Below are 23,461 nucleotides of genomic sequence, written 5' to 3' on the forward strand. Positions count from 1 at the left end.
ATTAGGTGTTCGGTGTGGTAACCTCACTTTTAACCTAATTTCACGGGGGTGGCAAGTTTTTTGCATTTAAATCCCTTTAAATCAAGGATTATTAACTTTTTTAATATAAAAGTTTTGACAATACGTTGAAAAGGAAGGTGAAGGAGGATATGGAAATATTAATTGAGGGAATTGCGAATGAATTAATTAATGCAGAAAGTCATCAATATTCTGTCTCACCACTATTGGAGCGCTATTCGGAACTAACAGTAGGTGATGCCTATCAAATCCAACTCGCAGTCATCGATAAAAAGGTAAAAGAAGGACATAAAGTAATTGGGAAAAAGGTTGGGCTAACCAGTATTGCAATGCAGCAAATGCTAGGCGTGGAGGAGCCTGATTATGGCCACCTGTTAGATACTATGAAAATAGCAGATGAAGAAACAGTAAAAATTGCTGATTTTATCAGTCCGAAGGTTGAAGCGGAAATTGGTTTTATTTTGGAACATGACTTGGTTGGGCCAAATGTGAATTATTTAGATGTGTTAATGGCTACCAAATATGTAGTACCTACCATCGAAATTATTGACAGCCGTATTTCTGACTGGAAAATCAAGTTGGTTGATACAGTAGCAGATAATGGCTCGTCTGCGAGAGTAGTAGTTGGAAAAAAAATGAGTCCTATAGATGGCATTGATTTGCGAACCCAAGGAATGGTACTTTATAAAAATGATGAGCTTGTGGCTACAGGATCAGGAGCGGCCGCTCTTGGACACCCTGCTCAAGCAGTCGCATGGTTAGCCAATAAATTACATGAATTTGGGATTACTCTTAAAGCGGGTGAGTTAATTCTTCCCGGTGCACTTTCTGGTGCCATTGCAGTAAATCAAGGTGACATAATTGGTGCAGATTTTGGTTCATTAGGAACTGTATCCGTAACATTTAAGTAAGTGAGTCTATCTCGCATAAATATATTAAAAGTGGAGGTTCTATTATGTCCCTGTTGCAAGGAACAGAACAAGAAATCGTAAACTACCTATTAGCTGCAGAAAAGAACAGGCTGGAAGTTGAAAAAATTACCACTAATTATCCAACACTATCCTTTAAGCAAGCCTATGAAATACAACAAAAATTAATCGAGCAAAAAGAACAAGTAGGGCTTCGCCGAATTGGTGTAAAACTAGGTTTAACAAGTAAAGCAAAGCAGGAGATGATGGGTGTCCATGAAGCTATCTACGGATATTTAATGGATGATATGCTTGTGCCTGAATGGGAACCCGTTCCATTTAGCAGTTTTATTCATCCTAAGGCAGAACCCGAAATTGCTTTCTTGATTAATGAAGATATCCAAGGAACTAGTGTTACAGCTGAGGATATTCTAAAGGTGACGAAATATGTAGCACCAGCAATCGAGATTATTGATAGCCGTTATTTAGATTTCAAGTTTACACTAGTAGACGTCATTGCGGATAACTGTTCTTCCGCGAAATTTATTGTAGGCAGCAAATGGGTATCTCCGGATGCTTTAAACCTGAAAGAAATTGGTGTGTATATGTCTAAGAATTCACAAGTTGAAACAACGGGAAGCAGTGCTGCTGTATTAGGAGATCCAGCTGCTGCCGTTGCTTGGGCTGTAAATAAGCTCGGCGAAACTGATCGGGGATTAAAGAAAGGCGATATCGTTCTTAGTGGCGCTATAACAGAAGCCATTAGCTTTCAACCAGGTGATACCATTTTGGCACAATTTGCGGAACTAGGCAGTGTTTCTTTTACTAGTAAATAATCGGACTGCTTCATAATTTATATAACATGGTGTGGAAGATTGGAGGAGATACATATGCATATAACTTTAGAATATGCAAAACAATTAGACAGAGAAGATAGCCTTAATAGATTTAGAGAAGAATTTTACATAAAACCGAATTCCATCTATATGGATGGGAATTCATTGGGCCTTCTATCGAAAAGAGCAGAGCAGACGCTGTTGGAGTCTTTAAATGATTGGAAAGAGCATGGGATTGACGGCTGGACAAATGGGAAACACCCTTGGTTTTTTTTATCGGAAAAACTAGGAGAGATGCTTGCTCCATTAGTAGGTGCTTCAGCTAATGAAGTAATTGTAACAGGTTCCACAACGGTCAATTTGCATCAGTTAGTTGCTACTTTTTATAAGCCAGAAGGTACAAGGACAAAAATTTTGGCTGATGAATTAACTTTTCCTTCAGATATCTATGCGCTGCAAAGCCAACTTCGCATTCATGGGTTGGATCCAGAGACACATCTTGTACGTGTAAAAAGCCGTGATGGACGCTTTTTAGAGGAAGAAGATATTATTAATGCAATGACAGATGAGATTGCACTGATCATTCTTCCGACAGTCCTATATCGAAGCGGCCAAATATTAGATATGAAACGTCTAACAGCAGAGGCCAATAAGAGAGGAATACTAATTGGTTTTGATGGGTGTCATTCGATTGGAGCGATTCCGCATTTGTTTAGTGATTGGGGCGTTGATTTTGCCTATTGGTGCAATTACAAACATTTAAATGGCGGTCCTGGAAGTGTAGGCGGTTTATATGTGAATTCTAAACATTTTGGTACAGCCCCAGGTTTGGCTGGCTGGTTCGGTTCGAAAAAAGAGAAACAATTTGATATGGAGCACACACTTACACCGGCTGATTCCGCAGGAGCCTATCAAATTGGGACACCACATGTATTGAGTCTTGCTCCGTTACTAGGCGCATTGGAGATTTTTGCAGAAGCAGGAATTGAAAATATTCGTGCTAAGTCATTAAAGATTAATCAATTTTTAATGGACCTACTGGATCAAGAGGCAGCAGGCATGGGATTTACAATTGGAAACCCAGTTGAGGATTTCCGCCGTGGGGGTCATGTAAGCTTAGAGCATATCGAGGCAGCGCGAATTTGTAAAGCGTTGAAAGAAAATGGGATCATTCCAGATTTCCGTGCTCCAAACATCATTCGTCTTGCTCCTGTCGCGCTTTATACCTCATATACGGATGTTTGGGAAGTTGTCCAGATTCTTAAGAAGATTATGAATGAAAAGCAATATGAAAAGTTTAAAAATGAACGTGAAGTCGTTGCTTAACTAAAGGGTCGAGGAGGAAATATATGGCGAATAATAATTTTAATAACGGAAATGGATCAGGATTAAAGCGTGAATTAAAAACCAGTCAACTGACTATGATTGCGATGGGTTGTGCGATTGGAACAGGTCTTTTCCTTGGAAGCGGTCTTGCGATCAGCACTGCTGGCCCGAGTGTATTAATTAGTTACGCGGTTGGAGCCTTCATTGTTTTACTTTTAATGGGATGTTTATCAGAAATGACGGTGGCCCATCCAACTTCTGGGTCATTTGGAACTATATCTGATAAGTATATTAGCCCGTTCGCAGGATATCTGGTCCGCTATTCGTATTGGATTGCAAATGTTCTTGCTGTTGGAGTAGAAGTAAGTGCCATTGCAGTATATATGAAATATTGGTTTCCAGGTGTCCCTGGGTTTGTCTGGATTTTATTGTTCGCCGCTGTCCTAATTTATGTAAATGCAACAAGTGTCAATACTTTTGCAACATTTGAATATTGGTTTTCTATGATCAAAATTAGTGCCATCGTTGGATTCATTCTCCTTGGAGCATATGTTTTCATAGGAGGGTCGGCTAAGCCGGAAATGGGACCTGAGAACTTCGTTAATGAAGGTGGTTTCTTACCGTTCGGCATGTGGGGAATGTGGGTCGCAATCTTTATTTCTCTATTTAGCTTTTTAGGTACGGAATTGATCGCCGTTACTGCTGGAGAAGCCAAGGATCCAGATGTTGCGGTACCAAAAGCTTTGAAAGCAACCGTCTTTCGTTTGTCGACATTTTATATTATTACTATTGGCATTATGTTAATGATTGTTCCGTGGAAATCAGCCGGAGTGGAGGAAAGTCCTTTCGTAAAAGTGATGGAACTCTTAAATATTCCAGGGGCAAGTGGAATTATGAATTTTATTATTTTAACAGCGGCTCTCTCGGCCATGAATAGTCAGCTATATGCTTCGACACGAATGATGTTTTCTCTATCACGAGGAAATTATGCACCTGCCTTTTTAGGTAAATTAAGCAAAAAAGGAGTACCGTTAAGTGCTCTTGCCATTTCTACATTGGGGATTTTTCTTGCGGCAGCGGTAAACGCATTATTACCTGACTCGTCGTACGCCTTTATGATGGGTATTTCCATGTTTGGTGCTATCTTCACATGGTTTATGGTGTTTGTTTCCCACTTGTTTTTCAGAAAAAAGTGGGAGAAGTCAGGTGGCCGGAAATTGCCAGTTAAAATGCCCGGATTTCCTTACTTGACGCTATTAGGAGCGGGCCTTCTGCTCAGTTTAATGATTACCACTTGGTTTACAGGTTTTAAAATCATGCTTCAATTCGGTGTTCCATGGTTGTTATTTTTAACTGCTGCCTATTTTATTTTTAATAAAAGAAAAAACAAACCTGAAAAGAACGAGGCTGATGCAATTCTTAATAAAAAGGTAAATTAACCTATAAATACTCACAAATAACTTAACTAAATTAGAATGCTGGAGGACTAATACCATGAACTCACAAGAAAAAAACACGAACAATGGTCTAGAGGAAACGATTCAAACTGATTTTCAAAAATCCATGTCGTATGGAGATTATCTTCAACTTGATAAAATCTTAACTAGTCAGCACCGGGTATCCGATCACCATGATGAAATGTTATTTATTGTTATCCATCAAGCTAGTGAATTATGGATGAAATTAATCATTCATGAATTGACAGCCGCAATTGAATATATACAAAACAATGATTTAGAACCTTCATTCAAGATCCTGTCACGAGTTTCGAGGATACAGCAGCAATTGATCCAGTCATGGAGTGTTCTTTCGACGCTGACACCTTCAGAATACTTGGAGTTTAGGGATAAATTGGGTCAATCATCAGGATTCCAATCTTATCAGAATCGTTTGATTGAATTTGCTTTAGGAAACAAAAATGCTCATACACTAGCAGTCTATCAACATCAAACAGAGCTATATGAAAAAATGCAAGCGGCCCTGCATCAGCCAAGTATTTATGATGCTGCGATAAATGCCCTAGTTGCACGTGGACTACCTATTGACCATGAGGTTCGACATCGGGATTTGTCAAAAAACTATGAACCAAATGCGAGTGTAGAAGAAGCATGGCTAACTGTCTATCGAAATGTGGATCAATACTGGGATTTATACGAATTGGCAGAGAAATTAGTCGATATCGGCAATCAACAGCAATTATGGCGATTTAATCATATGAGTACCGTGGAAAGAATCATTGGTCATAAGCAGGGGACTGGCGGGTCTTCGGGTGTGACCTATTTAAAAAGAGTCCTAGATCAACAATTTTTCCCCGAGCTGTGGAGTTTACGGACAAAGTTATAAAATAGATGGTAATGATGGAAAAGACCGCGAAACCTTACTTTATGAGGTATGCGGTTTTTTTTATGTATTTAAAATGCTGAGGTGCATATTACATAAATTAGTGTATTTTGGTAAATATATAACAATCCGAGATAAGAGGAGGAAGTGAGAATACCTATGTGGAAAAAAGCTAGTCTAAAACCGCAAAAAAGCTCAGGGAATACTACTTCCTCCGATGATCTTTTAAACAAAAATTTAATTGAGAATGTAGGACAAATTAAAGAGGATTTAGGCGATTGCTCCGATTTGATTGTTCGTATGATCAAGCATAAAGAAAATCCGTTTGCCTTTGCAGTCATTCATATTGATGGGATTTCAAATACACCTAAAATTGACGAGCATGTCATAGAACCTATATTATCAAACAAGTTTGATCCAGCTTCTAGAACAATAAAAGATGAATTACAACAGGTAATCGCAGTTACAAATATTAAGGAAAAAAACACATTTAAAGATATCCTCTTAGCGATTGTCTCTGGTGGCACCGTGATTTTAATAGATGGTGATACGAGTGCACTGATCCTTGATACTAAAGAAATTGAATCACGTGGAATTGTGGAACCAACCACACAAACTGTCATTCGCGGACCAAAAGACAGTTTTACAGAAAACCTTAGAACCAACACCTCACTCGTCAGATCCCGTATCCAAAGTCCCAATTTACGACTGGACTCGATGGTAATTGGTGATGTGACACAAACTGCAGTTGAAATCATGTACATCAAGGGGATTGCTGACGAGGCTATTGTGAAAGAAGTGAAGAATCGTCTTCAAAAAATAAAAGTAGATGGTATTTTAGAATCAGCGTATATTGAAGGCTTTATTGAAGATGACCCGCAATCTCCTTTTCCAACGGTTCAAAATACAGAACGCCCGGATGCAGTGGTTGGAAATTTACTTGAAGGACGCGTGGCCATTTTTATGACTGGCACTCCTTACGTTCTGATTGTCCCAGTAACCTTTACCCAACTTTTCCAATCTCCAGAGGATTATTATCAGAATCAATATATAGGCAGTGTTTTAAGGATTTTACGATTGGGGGCATTTTTCTTAGCCTTATATGCACCGGCTGTATACGTAGCGATGATTACACACCATCAGGCCCTTGTTCCTACTGTATTACTTGTCAGTATTGCTGCCCAACGAGAAGCTATTCCATTTCCTGCCATTGTAGAAGCTTTTATTATGGAGATTACCTTTGAAGTTCTAAGAGAAGCAGGCATTAGAATGCCTAGAGCAGTTGGATCAGCTCTTTCGATTGTAGGAGCTCTTATCCTTGGACAAGCTGCTGTAGATGCAGGCTTTGTATCTGCAGCAATGGTTATTATCGTTTCTGTAACAGCCATCGCTAGTTTTGCACTGCCAAACTACAATCTTGGAATCGCTGCTCGCTCTCTTCGTTTTTTATTATTGATCGTTGCCTCATACGCCGGGCTTTATGGTGTGTTAGCTGCCTCCCTTATTATAGGGATGCATTTGTGTTCGATACGCTCATTTGGAGTTCCATATCTATCTCCTATAGCTCCATTCAATCTAAAGGAACAAAAGGATGTCCTATTTCGTTTTGCATTACCAAACCTAATAAACAGACCAACACCTGCAAATAAAAAAAATAAAGTAAGGATAGGGAAAAGGAATGAGGGAGAATAGAATGAGAACTAAAATATCGTTCTTGATTATTTTCTTATTAGTCGGACTCACCGGGTGTTCAAATTATACGGAATTAAATGAAATAGCAATTGTGCTTGGATTAGGGATTGATTATATCCCTGAAAAAGATGTATATGAAATCACCTACCAAGTAGTTAATCCAAGTGAAAATGCTGCAAGAGGGACGGGTTCCGGCGGTACGCCAGTAGTTAACTACCAAAGCCGAGGTAAAACACTTTCTGAAGCGGCGGGTAATGCCTCAAATATTTTTCCCCGGAAAAATATTTATTCGCATATTCAGTTAGTTCTCATTAGTGAGCAACTGGCAAAAAAGGAGAGTTTGAACTTTATTTTTGATGTATTTGAGCGGGATGCAGGAGTACGTGTCAACGTTCCTGTTTTAATTACCCGTAATGCTGACATAAAAACGACAATGGATATACTTTCTTCTGTTGATAAAATTCCTGTTCGGACACTTGTAGGTAAGGTAAAAAATGCTTCAAAAGTCCTAGGGGAATATGGTGAGATTAAAATTTACGATATTATTGAAAATTTAACTAACGCAGGTTCAGAACCAACAATAAGTGGGATATCCATAACAGGTAATCCAAAAACTGGAGCCAGCAAGAAAAACATTGAAAGTATGCAAAAGACCTTCGTATTTCTCAATGGAATTGCTGTATTTAGAAAAGGAAAACTAGTTGGATGGATCGATGGAAAAAAGCAAAAGTCGCTTCAAATTATCAAAAATAATATACAAATTAGCAGTTTGAGAATTCATTGTGACGAAAAGCGCTATAACAATTTACTCGTGAATCACTTGAAAAGTAAGTCTAAAGTCGATATGCAAAACAGTCAAGCAGTCATTACAATTCAGGTGAATGGTTTCGGTACTCTATCTGAATTGCTATGTAACAAGGATATAAGTAAACGTGAAGTAATAAAAGAATACGAGCGTAGAAGTGAACGAGAACTGGAAAAAGAGATAAAGGATGGAATTATTGTGGCACAGAAATTGGAGAGTGATGTGTTCGGTTTTGGGGAAATATTACGCGACACTCATCCAAAAAAATGGAGAAAATCCAAGCAGCAGTGGAATAAGTTATTTTCACAGGCGAAAGTCCATATCCAGGTGAATTTGAATATTGAAGGGACAGGAATGCGAATTAAGCCATATCCTTATTGATCTAGGAGGGAAAAGAGATGGAACAAGTAAAGGTCAATGGGTTTCAGTTGTTCAGTGTCATCTTTTTATTTGAATTAGGAAGCGCAATTCTAGTAGGGATAGCTGGTGAAGCAAAGCAAGATTCTTGGATTACGATTCTATTTGGAATTGCTTCAGGCTGCGTTCTTTATCTTATTTTCACAAAATTATATACTATGTATCCGACTTTACCATTGACCAGTTATCTCCAAAAAATTCTGGGGCGTTATTTAGGCTGGCTATTTGGGCTAATGTATGTAACATATTTTATTTACATCGCTTCTAGGGTTTTGCGTGATTTCGAAGAATTATTAGTTATCGCAGCATATCGATCAGCAACACTTCTGACGCTTGGGATCATTATGATAGTATGTGTAATGTATGCAGTTTTCAAAGGGATTGAAGTATTTATTCGCATATCGGAGCTTTGCCTTTTCATCATCGTGTTCATGCTTCTCCTGATTATATTATTTGAAATGGCTAGTGGAATCATAAAATTACATAATCTCCGTCCATTATTAGAACATGGTTGGCATCCATTAATTAAATCCTTTCCGACTACTATAACTTTCCCTTTCGGGGAAATGATTACGTTCACCATGCTTCTTCCATACTTAAATAAACAAGAAAAGGCTAAAAAAGTGGGTATTTTAGCCATAGTATTGAGTGGTCTATGCCTTCTATCATTTAGCCTTTTGAATATCGCCATTACCGGAGCAGATATTGCTTCCCGGTCTGCCTTTCCTATCCTTACGGCTGTAAGTTACATTAACATTGCAGAATTTGTTCAAAGGCTCGATACAGTGGTGATCATTAGTATGGTCCTTTTAGGATTTGTCAAAATAACTGTTTTTTTCTTCTGTGCATATATTGGGACAATAGATTTGTTTAAGGTCAAACAGCAAAAAAAATTAATCTATCCCATGGGAATCATTATTTTGGTTAGCTCAGTCGTTATGGCACCAAATTATATAGCGCACATTGACGAAGGATTAAAAATTGTACCGTACTATTTTCATATTCCTATGCAAATAGTAATTCCAGTATTTTTATTGATAATTGCCTTAATTAAAAGAAAGATAAAGCCAGTTACTGCCTAATATTAAGCATTTTTATTATTACTAGATCTGTTGATCTTTGTAAAAACAAGTGGCAAGAAGGATAAAATAATCAGAATAACTTCTTCACCCGTCATCTTTTGTTTTATTTTTTTAAACGAATTTAACGTCTCATATATACTAAGACCTTGAAGCAGATCAATTATGATACTAACTCCCATAACAAGGGAAAATAAAAGTAAGATTATTAATAATAATTTTTTCAAGCATATCACCCCGAATTTTTTCCTTATTATTTGTAAATATAGTAAGTTTAGCCTAATTTGTAATATTTTTAACAAAGTTGTAATGTAGACAAGCCTTTCCGACATAGGATACACGGATTAGTATTTATGTCGTATAGGAGGGGTTAGGTTGCCCAGAAAGTGGTTAGTATTTTTTGTGTTTGCTTTTTTTATGTTTTCTAGTTTTTTTGTGGGGGTTCCGACAAGTTCAGCAGCTTCTAGTGGAAAATTGATTATTATTAACAAGAGTACCAATCGGCTCGCGTACTTTGAGAACGGTGTGTTTAAGAAGCAGTTTAAAGTTGGAACTGGGAGAAAGAAATCGTATACACCTGAAGGAAAGTTCAAGATTGTAGTTAAGATTAAGTATCGGCCATACTATAAGGGTCATATTCCAGGTGGCGACCCTCGTAATCCGCTAGGTAACCGATGGCTTGGTTTAAATGCCCGCGGAACATGGGGTACAACCTATGCGATTCATGGAAACAACAACCCCAGCTCTATTGGAGGGTATGTTAGCAGTGGGTGTATCCGTATGTACGATAACGAAGTCGAATGGCTGTATAGTCAAGTCCCAACTGGCACCCCAGTAATCATTACCTCTTCTGGAAAATCATTCAATGCGATTGCATCTGCCAATGGATATAAAGTGAAGGGTGGGTCTAGTGCACCATCTGTTCCTGTTAGTACCACTGGAGAAATCCTTAAGAAAGGTAGTCGGGGTCCAGCTGTTCAAGAACTTCAGCGTAAGTTGACGTCCCTTGGATATAGTACAAAGGGTGTAGATGGTGTCTTTGGAGCAAACACCGATACTGCCGTGCGCAAATTTCAAAAAGCGCGTAAATTAACAGCGGATGGGATTGTTGGTCCTGCAACCAAAAAAGCACTCGGAATGAAATAATAATAAAGAATTGTTCATGAAGTTGCTCAAAAAATTGAGCAACCTTTTTTTTGAATTGATACAGTTTTTTCCGGAAAGTTTACATAAATTCACACAAATTATATGAACATAGAGTATAACCGTAATTTGCTGGAGGTAATGGTATGAGTCGACTGGACAGGCTCAAGATGGAAAAAGTGGAACCAAAACATTGGCGTCAGTTCAATGAATTATTACGTTATGTTTTTCAAGTAACTAAAAAAGACCTACAGACTGTGGGCTGGGAGGAACGTGAAATTGCATTAGCAAAACTCCCTGTTTTGGAGCAGGCTGATGTGTTAGGCTGGTTTGATGGTGAAAAACTAATCTCCCAAGTTGCTATTTATCCCTTTCAAGTAAACATATATGGTCGAACCTTTGAGATGGGCGGATTAACTGGGGTTGGCACCTATCCAGAATATGCGAATTTAGGATTGATGAATAAGTTAATTTGGCAGGCACTGGCTGATATGAAAGAAAGAAAACAATCAATTTGTTATTTATATCCCTATTCATTGCCTTTTTATCGTAAAAAGGGTTGGGAGATTATTTCTGATAAAATGACCTTTGAAATCAAAGACTATCAATTACCGAAAGTTAAGAAAGTTTCAGGCTACGTCGATCGGCTAAATACTGAGCATTCAGATGTCAAAACTGTTTATCAGCTTTTTTCAAGAAGAAGGCATGTAGCCATGATTCGAAACAATTTAGCTTGGGAAGAATTCTGGAGATGGGAACTCGATGAATTAACTGCTGCCGTATATTATGATCGTTCTCATCAGCCACAAGGGTATTTACTTTACTGGATTTCTCAAGATGTACTGCATGTCAAAGAAATGATCTATATGAATGAAGAAGCGCGAAACGGTCTTTGGAACTTTATCAGTGCCCATTTCTCCATGGTGACGAAAGTTGTCGGGAATATTTTCACCAATGATCCATTGGCTTTCTGGTTGGAAGACGGGGATATTAAAGAAACCATCGCTCCCTATTTTATGGCACGTATTGTTGATGTCAAACAGTTTATCGAACAATTCCCATTTAGAGCGCCAGGCACTGACATTCACATCACGATGCAAGTGGATGATCCAATTCTAGAGTGGAATCAAGGGATATATACACTTCAAGTTTCTGCAGTTGGTCAAGGTCAACTGGTGCCAAGCGAAGAACAGCCAGATGTTATTGTTACGATTCAGACATTAACAACGATGCTGCTCGGATACAAACGTCCGTCCTATTTGGCAGCAATTGGCCGCCTTTCATGTAATGAACTAACGGTGGAGATATTAGAGAATTTAATCGAACGAGAGACACCATATTTCTCCGATTATTTTTGAAATTTAGTTATTTTCCTCTTTCTAAATCGGAAGAGGAATTTTTAAATTATTAGAAGTTTAAAATAAATATATCATTAAGGAGTAAATTTAGTTTATTATTATGGAATAATATTTTTTGCGAAGGAGTTTATAAATGAATTTTTCAGTGAAACAAATTGTCTTTATTAGTTTTATGCTATTTTCTATGTTTTTTGGGGCTGGAAACTTAATCTTCCCACCATTTTTAGGGCAGTCAGCGGGGGATCATCTTTGGACAGCTCTTGCAGGTTTTATTTTTTCAGCAGTTGGGTTGCCGATTTTAGGGGTCGTTGCAGTGGCTAAGTCAGGAAGCTTTGACGAACTTAATCAGCGAGTCCATCCAATTTTTGCTTTTATCTTTCCGTTTCTCATTTATATCGCAATAGGCCCTGGATTGGCGATACCCAGGGCAGGTAGTCTGGCATTCGAAATGGGATTATCTCCTTTTTTATCAGAAAATCTGGTCGAAAATCCAATGTCATTGTTGCTATATAGCATTGTTTTCTTTGGATTAGTCGCATGGTTATGTATGTATCCTTCTAAGCTGATTGACCTTTTCGGGAAGTTATTAACTCCAATCCTACTGGTTCTAATCACCATTATTTTTATAAAAAGCTTAATTGACCCAATCGGTTCATTTGCAACGCCAAAAGATAATTATATTTCCAATCCTGTCTTTCAAGGTTTTTTAGATGGTTATTTAACAATGGATGCATTAGCCGCTTTAGCATTTGGTATTGTCATTGCCAATACGTTAAAATCCCAAGGTGTCGTGGAACATAAAAAAAGATCGTTATATATGATGTACGCCGGATTAGGAGCAGGGTTACTTTTAACGGTAATCTATCTTATCTTAGGATATTTAGGTGCTGCTAGCTCATCCTTGGGAAAAACGGAAAATGGAGCACAAATATTGGCGAATGTAATGACACACTTGTTTGGTCAAAGTGGGACCTTAATTTTAGGGTTAGTTTTTACCATTGCCTGCTTTTGCGTATCGATTGGTTTAGTCACTTCCTGCAGTCAGTTTTTCGCAAATGCTATTCCAAGAATAAATTATAAAACATGGGTTATGATTTTAGCAGTTCTTAGTACTGCCATTGCTAACTTAGGATTAACTCAAATCTTAAAGATCTCGGTTCCGATACTAGGCATGATCTACCCGATTGCCATCGTGATTATTTTATTAGGTCTTTTTGATGATTTAATTAAGAAATCCCGTTGGATTTATATCACGGCTGTTAGCTTTGTTGCTCTTTTTAGTATTATTGATACAATTAATAAAACGTTTCTTTCCAATAAATGGAGTGGGGCATTTGATATCCTTCCTTTCTATTCCGAAGGGATGGGATGGATAATTCCAGCCCTAATCGGTTTAATACTTGGATATTTACTTGGATTATTTACTAAAGAACCAATGGAAGCTTAACTGCAAATAAAAAACACGGCTAAATTCAGTCGTGTTTTTTTAATATAATTAAATCTTAGATAACTAGGATTGTTTCTTGTCTGTTTTTTTCTCAGTAAGGGCACGATAAATTTGGGTATATAAACTGCCTTGAACAATATTTTGGAGAAAAAAGTCACCTATCAGTTTTAAGTATTCTTCATCCTCAAACATCTTTTTGTTTTGTAATTCCATCTCAGCCAGGCCTTCATATTTGCTAAGAAGGGCGTATGTATGATCTTCACCGGAAACAGGTGTTAAAATATCAACATTATGATCATAATTTTCATTTCGGAAAGTCTTAATTTCTTTTAAATTTTCAATACCTTCTTTAAATTTATCTTGTTTAATCTCAAATGTCTGATAAACAAAAATTGCCATTAACAGCATCCCCTAATTATGATTTACAAACGTAAATTTAAATTTCCCTTAACGGACTAAAGTTATACTTAATCACCTAGAGTGGTTGTTCCATGTTTTAAATGGAAATATTTCATGCCACTTAAAAATCTTCTCTGGAGAATAATATCAATAGTAAAAACTTAGCTTTGAAAGGATTAGGTGAATAAATGACTTCATATCAACCAGGACAGGTCGTCTATATTATCATTCGGAATCCACATGCTCAAGATGTGGCAAATGTTCAACAAGCAGCGGTTGTTCAGAATCCTGAGAACCCGGATGAACTTTCACTGTTTGTTTACGAAACGTATTATCCTCTAACAGAGGAAGTGGCGGTTTATTCATCTGCGGAGGAAGCTGAATATGCCTATCAAGATGCGTTTGGATTAACAGAGATGGAGGGGTATTATGGTTAAACCCTTTGTTCCGCAGCTCGTCTATGTTGAGCCAAGCGCACTTGAGTACCCGCTTGGCAAAGAATTAATAGCAAAATTTGAGAATATGGGGATTGAAATTAGGGAAACAACATCACATAATCAAATTCGAAATTTACCTGGTGATAATGATTTTCAAAAATATCGGACCGCAAAATCGACGCTCGTGGTAGGAGTTCGTAAAACGTTAAAGTTTGATACGTCTAAACCTTCTGCAGAATACGCAATTCCATTTGTAACCGGCTGTATGGGACATTGTCATTATTGTTACTTACAGACAACCATGGGAAGTAAACCCTATATTCGAACCTATGTGAATCTGGAAGATATCTTCGAAGCTGCTGATAATTATATGAAAGAACGTGCGCCAGAACCTACTAGGTTCGAAGCATCCTGTACATCAGATATTGTTGGTGTAGACCATCTTACTCATACATTAAAAAAAGCCATTGAGTTTTTTGGACAATCGGAATATGGTAAACTTCGTTTTGTAACTAAATTCGCCCATGTAGATCATTTACTTGATGCAAAGCATAATGGGAAAACCCGCTTTCGCTTTAGTGTAAACGATGATTATATCATTAAGAATTTTGAACCGGGTACATCGAGACTACCAGAACGAATCGAAGCTGCAGGAAAGATTGCCGGAGCCGGGTTTCCGTTAGGCTTCATTATAGCTCCGATTTATCTGCATGAAGGGTGGAAAGAAGGGTATAAAGAAATGTTAGAAAAGCTGGAAGCTGAATTGCCGGAGTCTGCTAAAAAAGATTTAACCTTTGAAATGATTCAGCATCGGTTTACAAAACCAGCGAAGCGTGTCATTCAAAAAAATTATCCGATGACAAAACTAGAACTTGATGAGACAAAGAGGAAATGGAAATGGGGGCGTTACGGTATCGGTAAATTTGTCTATACCAATGAAGAACAAGAAGATATAAAGGATACATTAGGTGGATATATTAACACCTATTTCCCGCAGGCAAAAATAGAATATTTCACATAGAAAAGAGGGATTCCGGGGAATCCCTCTTATTATTATGGATTTTTATGATTCCGTTGGGTCTGGTTTAAACGATGAGATTGATTGTTCACTACCATCTGTTAATTCGTTATCCCTTTTAATCCGACCTTTGCCAACTGCCAATGCTACAAAGACTCCAATTGCTATAAAGACTAGTCCTGTCAAGAAAACCGTAGAAAAAGAATCGGACCAAGCAATTTGAATTCCATGAATTACGCTATTTTGAATGTCTTTTGGCATTTTTAATAGGCTCGGATTGAGCAGCAAACTGAATAATGAATCTGTTTTTTCAGAAAGGGCTGTTAATGCTTTATGTGTAATTGGATTTTCAGCATCATTAGCAACACTTACCATTTCACCTTTCAGTGTATGGTTCATGATTGAATTTAAAATCGTAATTCCAATTGTACCACCTATTGATCGGAAGAAGGTGGAGGCGGATGTTACAGTTCCAAGTTGGGATTTTGGAAATTCATTTTGGATTGCAATCATTAATGTTGGCATAACTAAGCCCATTCCTAAGCCAAGAACTACCATGTAGGCATAGGCAGTGTATTCGTTTGAATCGATACCCATTGTACTCATTAAAAAGAATCCTAAAGCACCAAGAAGCATGCCTGCTGTTAGTACAGAACGGAAGCTAAATCTAAGTAATAATTGCCCGCCAACTATACTTGCCGCAATCATCGCAATCATCATAGGAGTCATGGTGGATCCAGCCTGTGTTGGTGATACACCAAGAATTCCTTGCATGTACATTGGAACGAACATAATCGCTCCAAACATGCCTAAACCCAGCAAAAATCCTAGCGCATTCATCGTTGCAAACGTTCGATTTTTAAAGAATGAAAGATCCAAAATCGGTTCTACTGCTTTTCTCTCAATTAAGCCGAAAACGATAAGAAGCAAAATCGAACCTCCGAAAATAAGGAAAGAAATAGGTGAGGTCCATTCAAATTTATCCCCGCCATATGTTAAGCCAAGTAATAATAAGACAATGGCAGGAATTAATGTGATAATTCCCCAATAATCAATATTCACTTTTCCTTTAACTGCGGTAGTTTCATGCTTTAATCCCATAAAGATTAAAATTGCAGAAAGTAGCCCGAAAGGTACGTTAATCAAGAAAATCCAGTGCCAGCTAATACTATCAACAATTATTCCACCTAAGAAAGGGCCAATGACTGAACTTAACCCAAAGAGTCCGCCAAAAATACCTTGCCATTTAGCTCGTTGCTCAGCTGTAAAGATGTCCCCAATAATGGTTTGAGACAGTGGCATAATCATCCCGCCGCCAATCCCTTGAAGCCCTCGATAGATTACTAACTGTTCCATAGATGTGGCAGTTGCACACAATCCAGAACCAACAATAAAGATGATTGTTCCAAGTAAATAAAGGAATCTTCTCCCATACAAGTCGGACAGTTTTCCAACAATGGGTACAATTGTTGTCGATGTAATCATATAGGCCGTCGTAACCCATGCAAAAATAGTAAAGCCATTTAATTCTGAAATAATCGTCGGCATGGCCGTTCCGACAATTGTTTGTTCTAATGCACTGAAAAACATCCCGATAATTAAACCGGTTATAACTAATCTGGTATTAATCCGTTTATCTTCTATTGCCATATTTTTCTCCTATCTAGATGTTATTAAAAAAGTTCCGTCATAAAATATACAATATTACTGTCCGGTCAGTCAATATTTACGTAGAAAAGGAAAGCTACTAAAGATTTCCTTTATAATTCAAATCCATAAAAATCAGCCATTTCCTTAGTGAATGGGTCTAGTGTTTCTATTCCTTTAAAATTGGAAAGCATTCCTTTGATGACTGGAATACGAGGACTTTTTTTGTGTACTTCCTCTTCAAGAACGTCTAATGAGATTTCTAATACTTCTCTATTTTCCATCAGATTAATTTTTTTTCTTAAGTTTTTGATAATATTATTTACATTGGCGGATTCGAAAAATTGTTTCGAATTTTTTATAATATTCCCCATCTTTTCTTCGGTCAAGAAGGGTTCATCACTTGAAATGTCTTTTACGATACTATCCATCCTTTTCATTAAATAATGGGATAGTTTCTCAATCTCAAACTCAGCAGGCTCAAGCATCATTAATCCCACATATGTTTGAAACAATCCTTCTAGAATCAGGGCTAAATCAATCGAATAAGGCTCAATCTTTTGACCATACATTGAAACTAATCCTTTGCGATGTAATAAATGAGAGTCAAAACGTTTTTTGAAAAAAAGTTTTTTGATTTCTTCATTCCTTGGGATTGCTTGTTCTTTGGAGAGCATTATCATAAATTCTTTATGACCAATAAATGTTCTGAAAAATGCAGTGATTTGTTTGATGAATTTTTCTCGCGGGGATATATCCTGGTTTTCAAAAACTAACCTGCTAGATTCTATTGTCTCAAAAATATATTCCAGTATCGAGAGTAATAAATCATCTTTTGACTTAAAATGTAAATAGAAAGCCCCTTTAGAAATATTACTTTCAGTAGCAATCTCTTGGATCGATGTCGATGAAAAACCTTTTTGAGCAAAAAGCTTCATCCCTGATTGAATAATTACTTTCTCCTTTTCTGTCAAAAAAAACCCTCCATTAATAGCTGTTCCTAAGTAGGAACGTATAATTCTTGACTTATGACTGGCCGGTCAGTATGATTAAATTTGTTATGACCGCATAGTCAATCCTATTCGAATCAAATTGAAATGTCAACATGGTATAAGAAGGAGAGAAAAATGAAGAAAATCATTCAGTTTTCATTGAAGAACAAGTTTGCTGTATGGCTATTAACCATTATTATTACAATTGCTGGATTGTATTCAGGAATGAACATGAAACTAGAAACCATTCCAAATATTAATACACCGCTTGTTTCAGTTTTGGCAGTGTATCCTGGGGCGACACCCGAGCAGGTAGCTGAGAAAGTTACGGAACCGATTGAAAAACGAGTCGAAAATTTAGATGGGGTTTCGGTTGTTAGTTCCTCTTCCTTTCAAAACGCTTCGTCTATCCAAATAGAATATAATTTTGATAAGGATATGGAAAAGGCTCAAAATGAAATAAAGGAAGCCTTAAGCAATCTTGAACTTCCTGAAGGGGTAGAGGAGCCAGAAGTCTCACGATTGAGTTTTTCTGCCTTCCCGGTTATGTCATTAAGTATTACAAATACTAAACAATCTTTGGCAGAATTAACTAAAACAGCCGAAGAGGATATTATTCCAGAACTTGAAGGCATTGAAGGAGTATCAACCGTTCAAATTTCAGGGCAGCAGGTTGACGAAGTTCAATTGAAATTTAATGAGTCTAAATTAAAGCAATATAACTTATCAGAAGATACGGTAAAGAATATAATCAAAGCATCGGATGTTACCATTCCACTAGGATTGTACACATTTAAAGATACGCAAAAGTCCGTTGTCATTGATGGGAATGTTTCTACAATAAAAGACTTAAAAGCGATCAAAATTCCCGTTATCTCATCAGCAGGCACAGCGCAGCAAGGTACAGCAGCCAGCCAACAAAACCAGGGCCAACAAACAGGTATTCCTGCTGGCCAAGCCACCCAATCGGCTCAAGCTTCTCCTGCGATTCCTAGTGTTGAACTAAAAGATATTGCCACCATTAAGATAGTAGGGAAGGCAGAATCAATTTCAAGAACAAATGGCAAAGAGTCCATCGGAGTACAGATTACAAGCACACAGGACGCAAATACAGTGGATGTGGTGAACGCTGTTAAAGATAAATTAGGTGATTTTGAAGATAAGATTGATGGGTTAAATGTTACTACGATTTTTGATCAGGGCAAGCCAATCGAAGAATCCGTTGCAACCATGCTGAATAAAGCCATTTTCGGTGCAATATTTGCCATGATTATCATCTTGCTTTTCTTAAGAAATTTCCGGACTACCATCATATCGGTTATTTCTATCCCATTATCCATATTAATTGCGATGTTACTTTTAAAACAAATGAATATTACTCTTAATATGATGACCCTTGGCGCAATGACTGTTGCAATAGGCCGTGTAATTGATGATTCGATTGTTGTCATCGAAAACATCTTTAGAAGGATGTCTCTTAATAATGAAACCTTAAGTGGGAAAGACTTAATTGTTGCTGCCACAAGAGAAATGTTCATGCCGATTTTTTCATCCACTGTGGTAACGATTGCTGTGTTTCTTCCATTAGGTTTAGTTAAAGGACCAGTAGGCGAGATGTTTCTACCATTCGCATTAACCATTGTTTTTGCTTTATTAGCATCTCTTTTAGTAGCGATTACTATTGTTCCAATGATGGCTCACTCTTTATTTAAAAAAGGCGTATCAGTTAAGCAAACACATGTTGAAAATAAACCAGGCAGATTAGCTTCAGGCTATAAAAAGCTTCTTAACTGGTCTTTGAACCATAAAATCATTACCTTTGGATTAGCGATTTTATTATTAGTTGGCAGTTTGTTCCTAGTACCGGTGATTGGGGTAAGTTTCCTTCCATCTGATGAACAAAAAATGGTTGTGGCCACTTATAAACCAGCACCAGGAGAAACCTTGGATGAAGTGGAACGGATTGCAACCGATGCGGAAGAATTTTTTGGGAACAGAGACGGAGTAAAAACTATTCAGTTTTCCGTGGGCGGAGAAAACCCAATGAATCCAGGACAAAGCAATTCGGCCATGTTTTTTGTTGAATATGATAAAGACACCAAAAACTTCTCAAAAGAAACTGAAAATGTAATTAACGATCTAAACCAACGAAATGACAAGGGAGAATGGGCAAGTCAGGACTTTTCAGGTATGGGATCATCAAATGCACTTTCATTTAATGTGTATGGTGACAATATGGATGAAATTGAACCTGTTATAAATAAGATAGAGAAAATTTTTAAAAGTAAAGACACTCTTAAAAATGTGAAAACTAGTATTGCTGATACCTATGAAGAGTATACCCTTGTCGCTGATCAGAAAAAGTTAAGCCAACTCGGACTTACCGCAGCGCAACTAGGGATGGAACTTGCAGGTAATGGCCAGCGTCAAGTATTGACAACCATTCAAAATGATGGCAGAGAATTGAATGTCTATTTAGATGTAGAAAAAGATGATTTTGAAAATATTAATGATTTAACCGATAAAACGATTCAATCTCAGATGGGTATGGCAGTCCCAATAAAGGATGTTATTGATATTAAGAAGGGGCATACATCGGATACGATCACCAGACGTGATGGCCGTATTTATGCAAGTGTAAGTGCTGAAATTACGACAAAAGATGTTTCAAAAGTTTCTGCCGCGGTTCAAAAGAAGGTAGATAAACTAAAACTTCCTTCAACGGTAGATGTTTCGATTGGCGGGGTATCAGAGGATATTGCAGAATCCTTTACACAGTTAGGATTAGCCATGCTTGCAGCGATTGCGATAGTTTATTTAGTACTTGTTATTACATTTGGAGGAGGATTAGCTCCATTAGCGATCCTATTCTCATTACCGTTTACCATCATCGGAGGATTATTAGGTTTGTTGATCTCTGGTGAAACATTAAGTGTATCTGCAATGATCGGTGCGTTGATGTTAATTGGTATTGTTGTAACGAACGCGATTGTATTAATTGACCGTGTCATTCATAAAGAGAATGATGGGTTATCTACAAGAGAAGCGATTCTTGAGGCGGCTGGGACACGCCTGCGTCCTATTCTAATGACAGCCATTGCGACCATTGGTGCACTTATTCCATTAGCTTTCGGAATGGAAGGAAGCGGGCTTATTTCAAAAGGATTAGGTGTGACAGTCATCGGTGGATTAACAAGTTCGACGCTGCTTACCTTAGTTATTGTACCGATTGTTTATGAAACGCTTATGAAAATGAAGCGAAAAGAGAGTAACCTAGAAGAGAAAGCAGTATAACGGAACGAAAATAAACAGCAGCTGATTCTATGTTAAAATAACATTCAGCTGCTGTTATTTTTTTTAGAACCTTGACATTTCAAAAAAAGAGAGTATAGTAATGTTCTTGTGCTGGTCATTTTTTTTTTTTTTATTAAATGTTCATGGATTGTTCATATTTAGCTGTTAACATAGATACTGGATCATTGAGGGCAGTAGTCCTTCATTAATATAAAAATAATAATTAAAAGTTTATAATCATAGATAACAAGGTAGGTGCTTTATGATTAACTTATTGCAAAGAGGTCAAAGTATTTTTAATAAATATGTTGGCTTTTTCTTTTTGACAGTATTTTTCTTATGGATAAAAACGTATATCGTTCAATTAACGCAATTTGACTTAGGAATTGAAAATTCTCTTCAGAAGTTTCTATTATTTATCAATCCGCTCGGATCTGCTTTACTATTCTTGGGCGTATCATTCTTTTTAAAGGGTAGAAAAAAGTATATAGGGCTAATGGTTATAGATTTTCTCTTATCATTCCTTTTATATGCAAATGTTTTATTTTACCGATTCTTTAGTGATTTTATTACCTTGCCAACCTTAACGCAGACTCAAAACTTTGGCGATGTAAGCGGCAGTGTCACTTCCTTATTGAAGCCATACGATTTATTATTCTTTCTTGATGTCATTGTGTTATTTGGTTTACTTGTTTTCCGATTTGTGAAAATAGAAGTCAAGGATATGAATCGCGGGAAAGTTGCAGCACTATTTTCAATGGCACTTGCGATTTCAAGTGTGAACTTAGCTTTAGCTGAAACAGACCGTCCTCAATTACTTACAAGAGGATTCGATAGAAACTATATCGTAAAATATTTAGGAATGTACAATTACACTATTTATGATGCTGTTCAAAGTACGAAAGCATCCGCTCAAAGAGTTATGGCCAGCAGCGATGATACTACTGAAGTTGTAAACTATACAAAGTCTAATTATGCAGAGCCAAATCCAGCTTACTTTGGGGCTGGAAAAGGAATGAATGTAATTTATTTACATCTTGAATCAACGCAAAATTTCTTAATTAATTATAAGTTGCACGGGGAAGAAGTCACTCCATTTTTAAATTCTTTAACGAAGGATCAAAATACCCTTTACTTTGATAACTTCTTCCATCAAACAGGACAAGGTAAAACATCGGATGCTGAATTTATGTTAGAAAATTCATTATATGGATTATCACAAGGTTCAGCTTATACAACAAAAGGGCTAAATACCTATGAGGCAGCTCCTGCCATTTTAGGTCAGCAAGGTTACACTTCTGCGGTGTTCCATGGGAATTCAGGAAGCTTCTGGAATCGTAATGAAATTTATAAATCATTTGGCTACAACAAGTTCTTTGATTCAAACTATTATCAAATCAATTCTAAAGATCTAGCTGAGTACGGGCTAATGGATAAACCATTTTATGAACAATCGATTCCACTTTTGGAATCATTACCAGAGCCATTCTATACAAAATTTATTACTGTATCGAATCATTATCCGTATCCAATTAATCAAGAGGATGCTACGATTGCACCAGGTACAACAGGTGATAAATCTGTCGATGGATATTTTCAAACCGCACGATATGCGGACGAAGCCTTGAAGCAATTCTTTGATTATCTCAAAAAATCAGGTTTATATGATCGTTCGATCATTGTTATGTATGGTGACCATTATGGAATTTCTGAAAATCATAATAAAGCTATGGAGCAGGTAATTGGAAAGGAAATCACCCCATTTGAAAGTACTGGTTTACAGCGTGTACCATTATTCATTCGTGTCCCTGGAATGGAAGGTGGAGTAAACCACGAATATGGCGGCCAAATCGATCTTCTTCCAACCCTACTTCACTTGCTAGGTACAGACACAAAAGAGTATGTCCAATTTGGAACCGACTTATTATCTAAACAGCATGATGATTTAGTGCCGTTCAGAAATGGTGATTTTGTAAGTTCAACCATCACTTCTATTGATGGAAAGTTCTATGATTCTAAAACGGGTCTGAAATTGGATGAAACAAAAACGGAAGAAGCCAAAAAAGATCAAAAGATCGTCGAATATAAATTAAAGCTTTCAGATAAAGTCGTAAATGGAGATTTATTACGTTTTTACAAACCTGCAAACTTTACTACAGTCGACCGATCACAATATAACTATAATAAAGATGAAAATGTCGTTTCTAAATAGTAAACTGCCTGAGGAAATCCTCAGGCGGTTTTTTTGTTCTTCTCGACAAACACATTCCGCTTGCATCATTATTTTCAAAAGGTGAAAAGATAT

At 37.2% G+C, this 23,461-nt stretch carries 19 protein-coding genes; 15 read left to right on the forward strand and 4 right to left on the reverse strand.

The genetic code is table 11. The features are described from left to right. Positions 1-149 precede the first annotated feature (149 nt). The 8 genes from M3610_RS15855 to M3610_RS15890 all read left to right on the forward strand — a co-directional run bounded on the left by M3610_RS15855 (position 150) and on the right by M3610_RS15890 (position 9,424). Positions 150-929: a 2-keto-4-pentenoate hydratase gene (locus M3610_RS15855; RefSeq protein ID WP_251460478.1), complete on the forward strand. Its 780-nt coding sequence runs from the start codon at positions 150-152 to the stop codon at positions 927-929. A 44-nt stretch (positions 930-973) separates the two neighbouring features. After that, positions 974-1,762 carry a 2-keto-4-pentenoate hydratase gene (locus tag M3610_RS15860; protein WP_251460495.1) on the forward strand — a complete coding sequence of 263 codons (789 nt, stop codon included), beginning with the start codon at positions 974-976 and terminating at the stop codon, positions 1,760-1,762. Between the two features lie 54 nt (positions 1,763-1,816). Then, positions 1,817-3,088 (forward strand): kynureninase, encoded by a 1,272-nt coding sequence (kynU, locus tag M3610_RS15865; protein ID WP_251460498.1) that lies wholly within the window; start codon positions 1,817-1,819, stop codon positions 3,086-3,088. Positions 3,089-3,111: 23 nt separating this feature from the next. After that, positions 3,112-4,527, forward strand: coding sequence for an amino acid permease (locus M3610_RS15870; RefSeq protein ID WP_251460501.1), 1,416 nt, complete (start codon positions 3,112-3,114; stop codon positions 4,525-4,527). Between the two features lie 55 nt (positions 4,528-4,582). Then, a complete protein-coding gene (gene kynA, locus M3610_RS15875; protein WP_251460504.1) occupies positions 4,583-5,431 on the forward strand; it encodes a tryptophan 2,3-dioxygenase in 849 nt (282 codons plus the stop codon). 156 nt (positions 5,432-5,587) lie between these two features. Next, complete coding sequence (locus M3610_RS15880) at positions 5,588-7,120, forward strand: spore germination protein (RefSeq protein ID WP_251460506.1); 1,533 nt, start codon at positions 5,588-5,590, stop codon at positions 7,118-7,120. A gap of 1 nt (position 7,121) precedes the next feature. Continuing rightward, complete coding sequence (locus tag M3610_RS15885) at positions 7,122-8,306, forward strand: Ger(x)C family spore germination protein (RefSeq protein ID WP_251460509.1); 1,185 nt, start codon at positions 7,122-7,124, stop codon at positions 8,304-8,306. 17 nt (positions 8,307-8,323) lie between these two features. Then, positions 8,324-9,424, forward strand: a complete 1,101-nt coding sequence (locus M3610_RS15890) for a GerAB/ArcD/ProY family transporter (protein WP_251460512.1) — start codon at positions 8,324-8,326, stop codon at positions 9,422-9,424. 2 nt (positions 9,425-9,426) lie between these two features. On the opposite strand, the gene M3610_RS28650 is transcribed toward M3610_RS15890, so the two are convergent. Then, positions 9,427-9,753: a YczF family membrane protein gene (locus M3610_RS28650; protein WP_483870110.1), complete on the reverse strand. Its 327-nt coding sequence runs from the start codon at positions 9,751-9,753 to the stop codon at positions 9,427-9,429. Positions 9,754-9,796: 43 nt separating this feature from the next. Between M3610_RS28650 and M3610_RS15895 the strand changes: the two genes are divergently transcribed. The 3 genes from M3610_RS15895 (at position 9,797) to brnQ (ending at position 13,369) form a co-directional block, all read left to right on the forward strand. Next, positions 9,797-10,567, forward strand: a complete 771-nt coding sequence (locus tag M3610_RS15895; RefSeq protein ID WP_311315830.1) for a L,D-transpeptidase family protein — start codon at positions 9,797-9,799, stop codon at positions 10,565-10,567. Positions 10,568-10,710: 143 nt separating this feature from the next. After that, positions 10,711-11,922: a GNAT family N-acetyltransferase gene (locus M3610_RS15900; protein ID WP_251460515.1), complete on the forward strand. Its 1,212-nt coding sequence runs from the start codon at positions 10,711-10,713 to the stop codon at positions 11,920-11,922. A gap of 133 nt (positions 11,923-12,055) precedes the next feature. Beyond that, the gene (brnQ, locus tag M3610_RS15905; protein ID WP_251460518.1) at positions 12,056-13,369 is read left to right on the forward strand and encodes a branched-chain amino acid transport system II carrier protein; all 1,314 of its coding nucleotides are present in this window, start codon (positions 12,056-12,058) and stop codon (positions 13,367-13,369) included. 63 nt (positions 13,370-13,432) lie between these two features. Here the strand turns inward: brnQ and M3610_RS15910 are convergent, their stop codons facing one another. After that, complete coding sequence (locus M3610_RS15910) at positions 13,433-13,768, reverse strand: hypothetical protein (protein ID WP_251460521.1); 336 nt, start codon at positions 13,766-13,768, stop codon at positions 13,433-13,435. Between the two features lie 188 nt (positions 13,769-13,956). On the opposite strand from M3610_RS15910, the gene M3610_RS15915 reads away from it, so the two are divergent. Together M3610_RS15915 and splB are read left to right on the forward strand one after the other, a co-directional pair. Further along, positions 13,957-14,205 (forward strand): transcriptional regulator SplA domain-containing protein, encoded by a 249-nt coding sequence (locus M3610_RS15915; protein WP_251460523.1) that lies wholly within the window; start codon positions 13,957-13,959, stop codon positions 14,203-14,205. Then, a complete protein-coding gene (gene splB / locus M3610_RS15920; RefSeq protein WP_098575230.1) occupies positions 14,198-15,226 on the forward strand; it encodes a spore photoproduct lyase in 1,029 nt (342 codons plus the stop codon). The genes M3610_RS15915 and splB overlap by 8 nt, the downstream gene beginning before the upstream one ends. 42 nt (positions 15,227-15,268) lie before the next feature. Here the strand turns inward: splB and M3610_RS15925 are convergent, their stop codons facing one another. Both M3610_RS15925 and M3610_RS15930 read right to left on the reverse strand, forming a co-directional pair. After that, positions 15,269-16,873, reverse strand: a complete 1,605-nt coding sequence (locus tag M3610_RS15925) for an MDR family MFS transporter (protein ID WP_251460526.1) — start codon at positions 16,871-16,873, stop codon at positions 15,269-15,271. A 110-nt stretch (positions 16,874-16,983) separates the two neighbouring features. After that, positions 16,984-17,844, reverse strand: a complete 861-nt coding sequence (locus M3610_RS15930; RefSeq protein ID WP_251460527.1) for a TetR/AcrR family transcriptional regulator — start codon at positions 17,842-17,844, stop codon at positions 16,984-16,986. A 153-nt stretch (positions 17,845-17,997) separates the two neighbouring features. On the opposite strand from M3610_RS15930, the gene M3610_RS15935 reads away from it, so the two are divergent. Together M3610_RS15935 and ltaS are read left to right on the forward strand one after the other, a co-directional pair. After that, a complete protein-coding gene (locus tag M3610_RS15935; protein ID WP_251460530.1) occupies positions 17,998-21,156 on the forward strand; it encodes an efflux RND transporter permease subunit in 3,159 nt (1,052 codons plus the stop codon). Between the two features lie 262 nt (positions 21,157-21,418). Next, the gene (gene ltaS / locus M3610_RS15940; protein ID WP_251460533.1) at positions 21,419-23,368 is read left to right on the forward strand and encodes a lipoteichoic acid synthase; all 1,950 of its coding nucleotides are present in this window, start codon (positions 21,419-21,421) and stop codon (positions 23,366-23,368) included. Positions 23,369-23,461 lie beyond the last annotated feature (93 nt).

It is taken from the genome of Neobacillus sp. MER 74 (genome assembly GCF_023714155.1).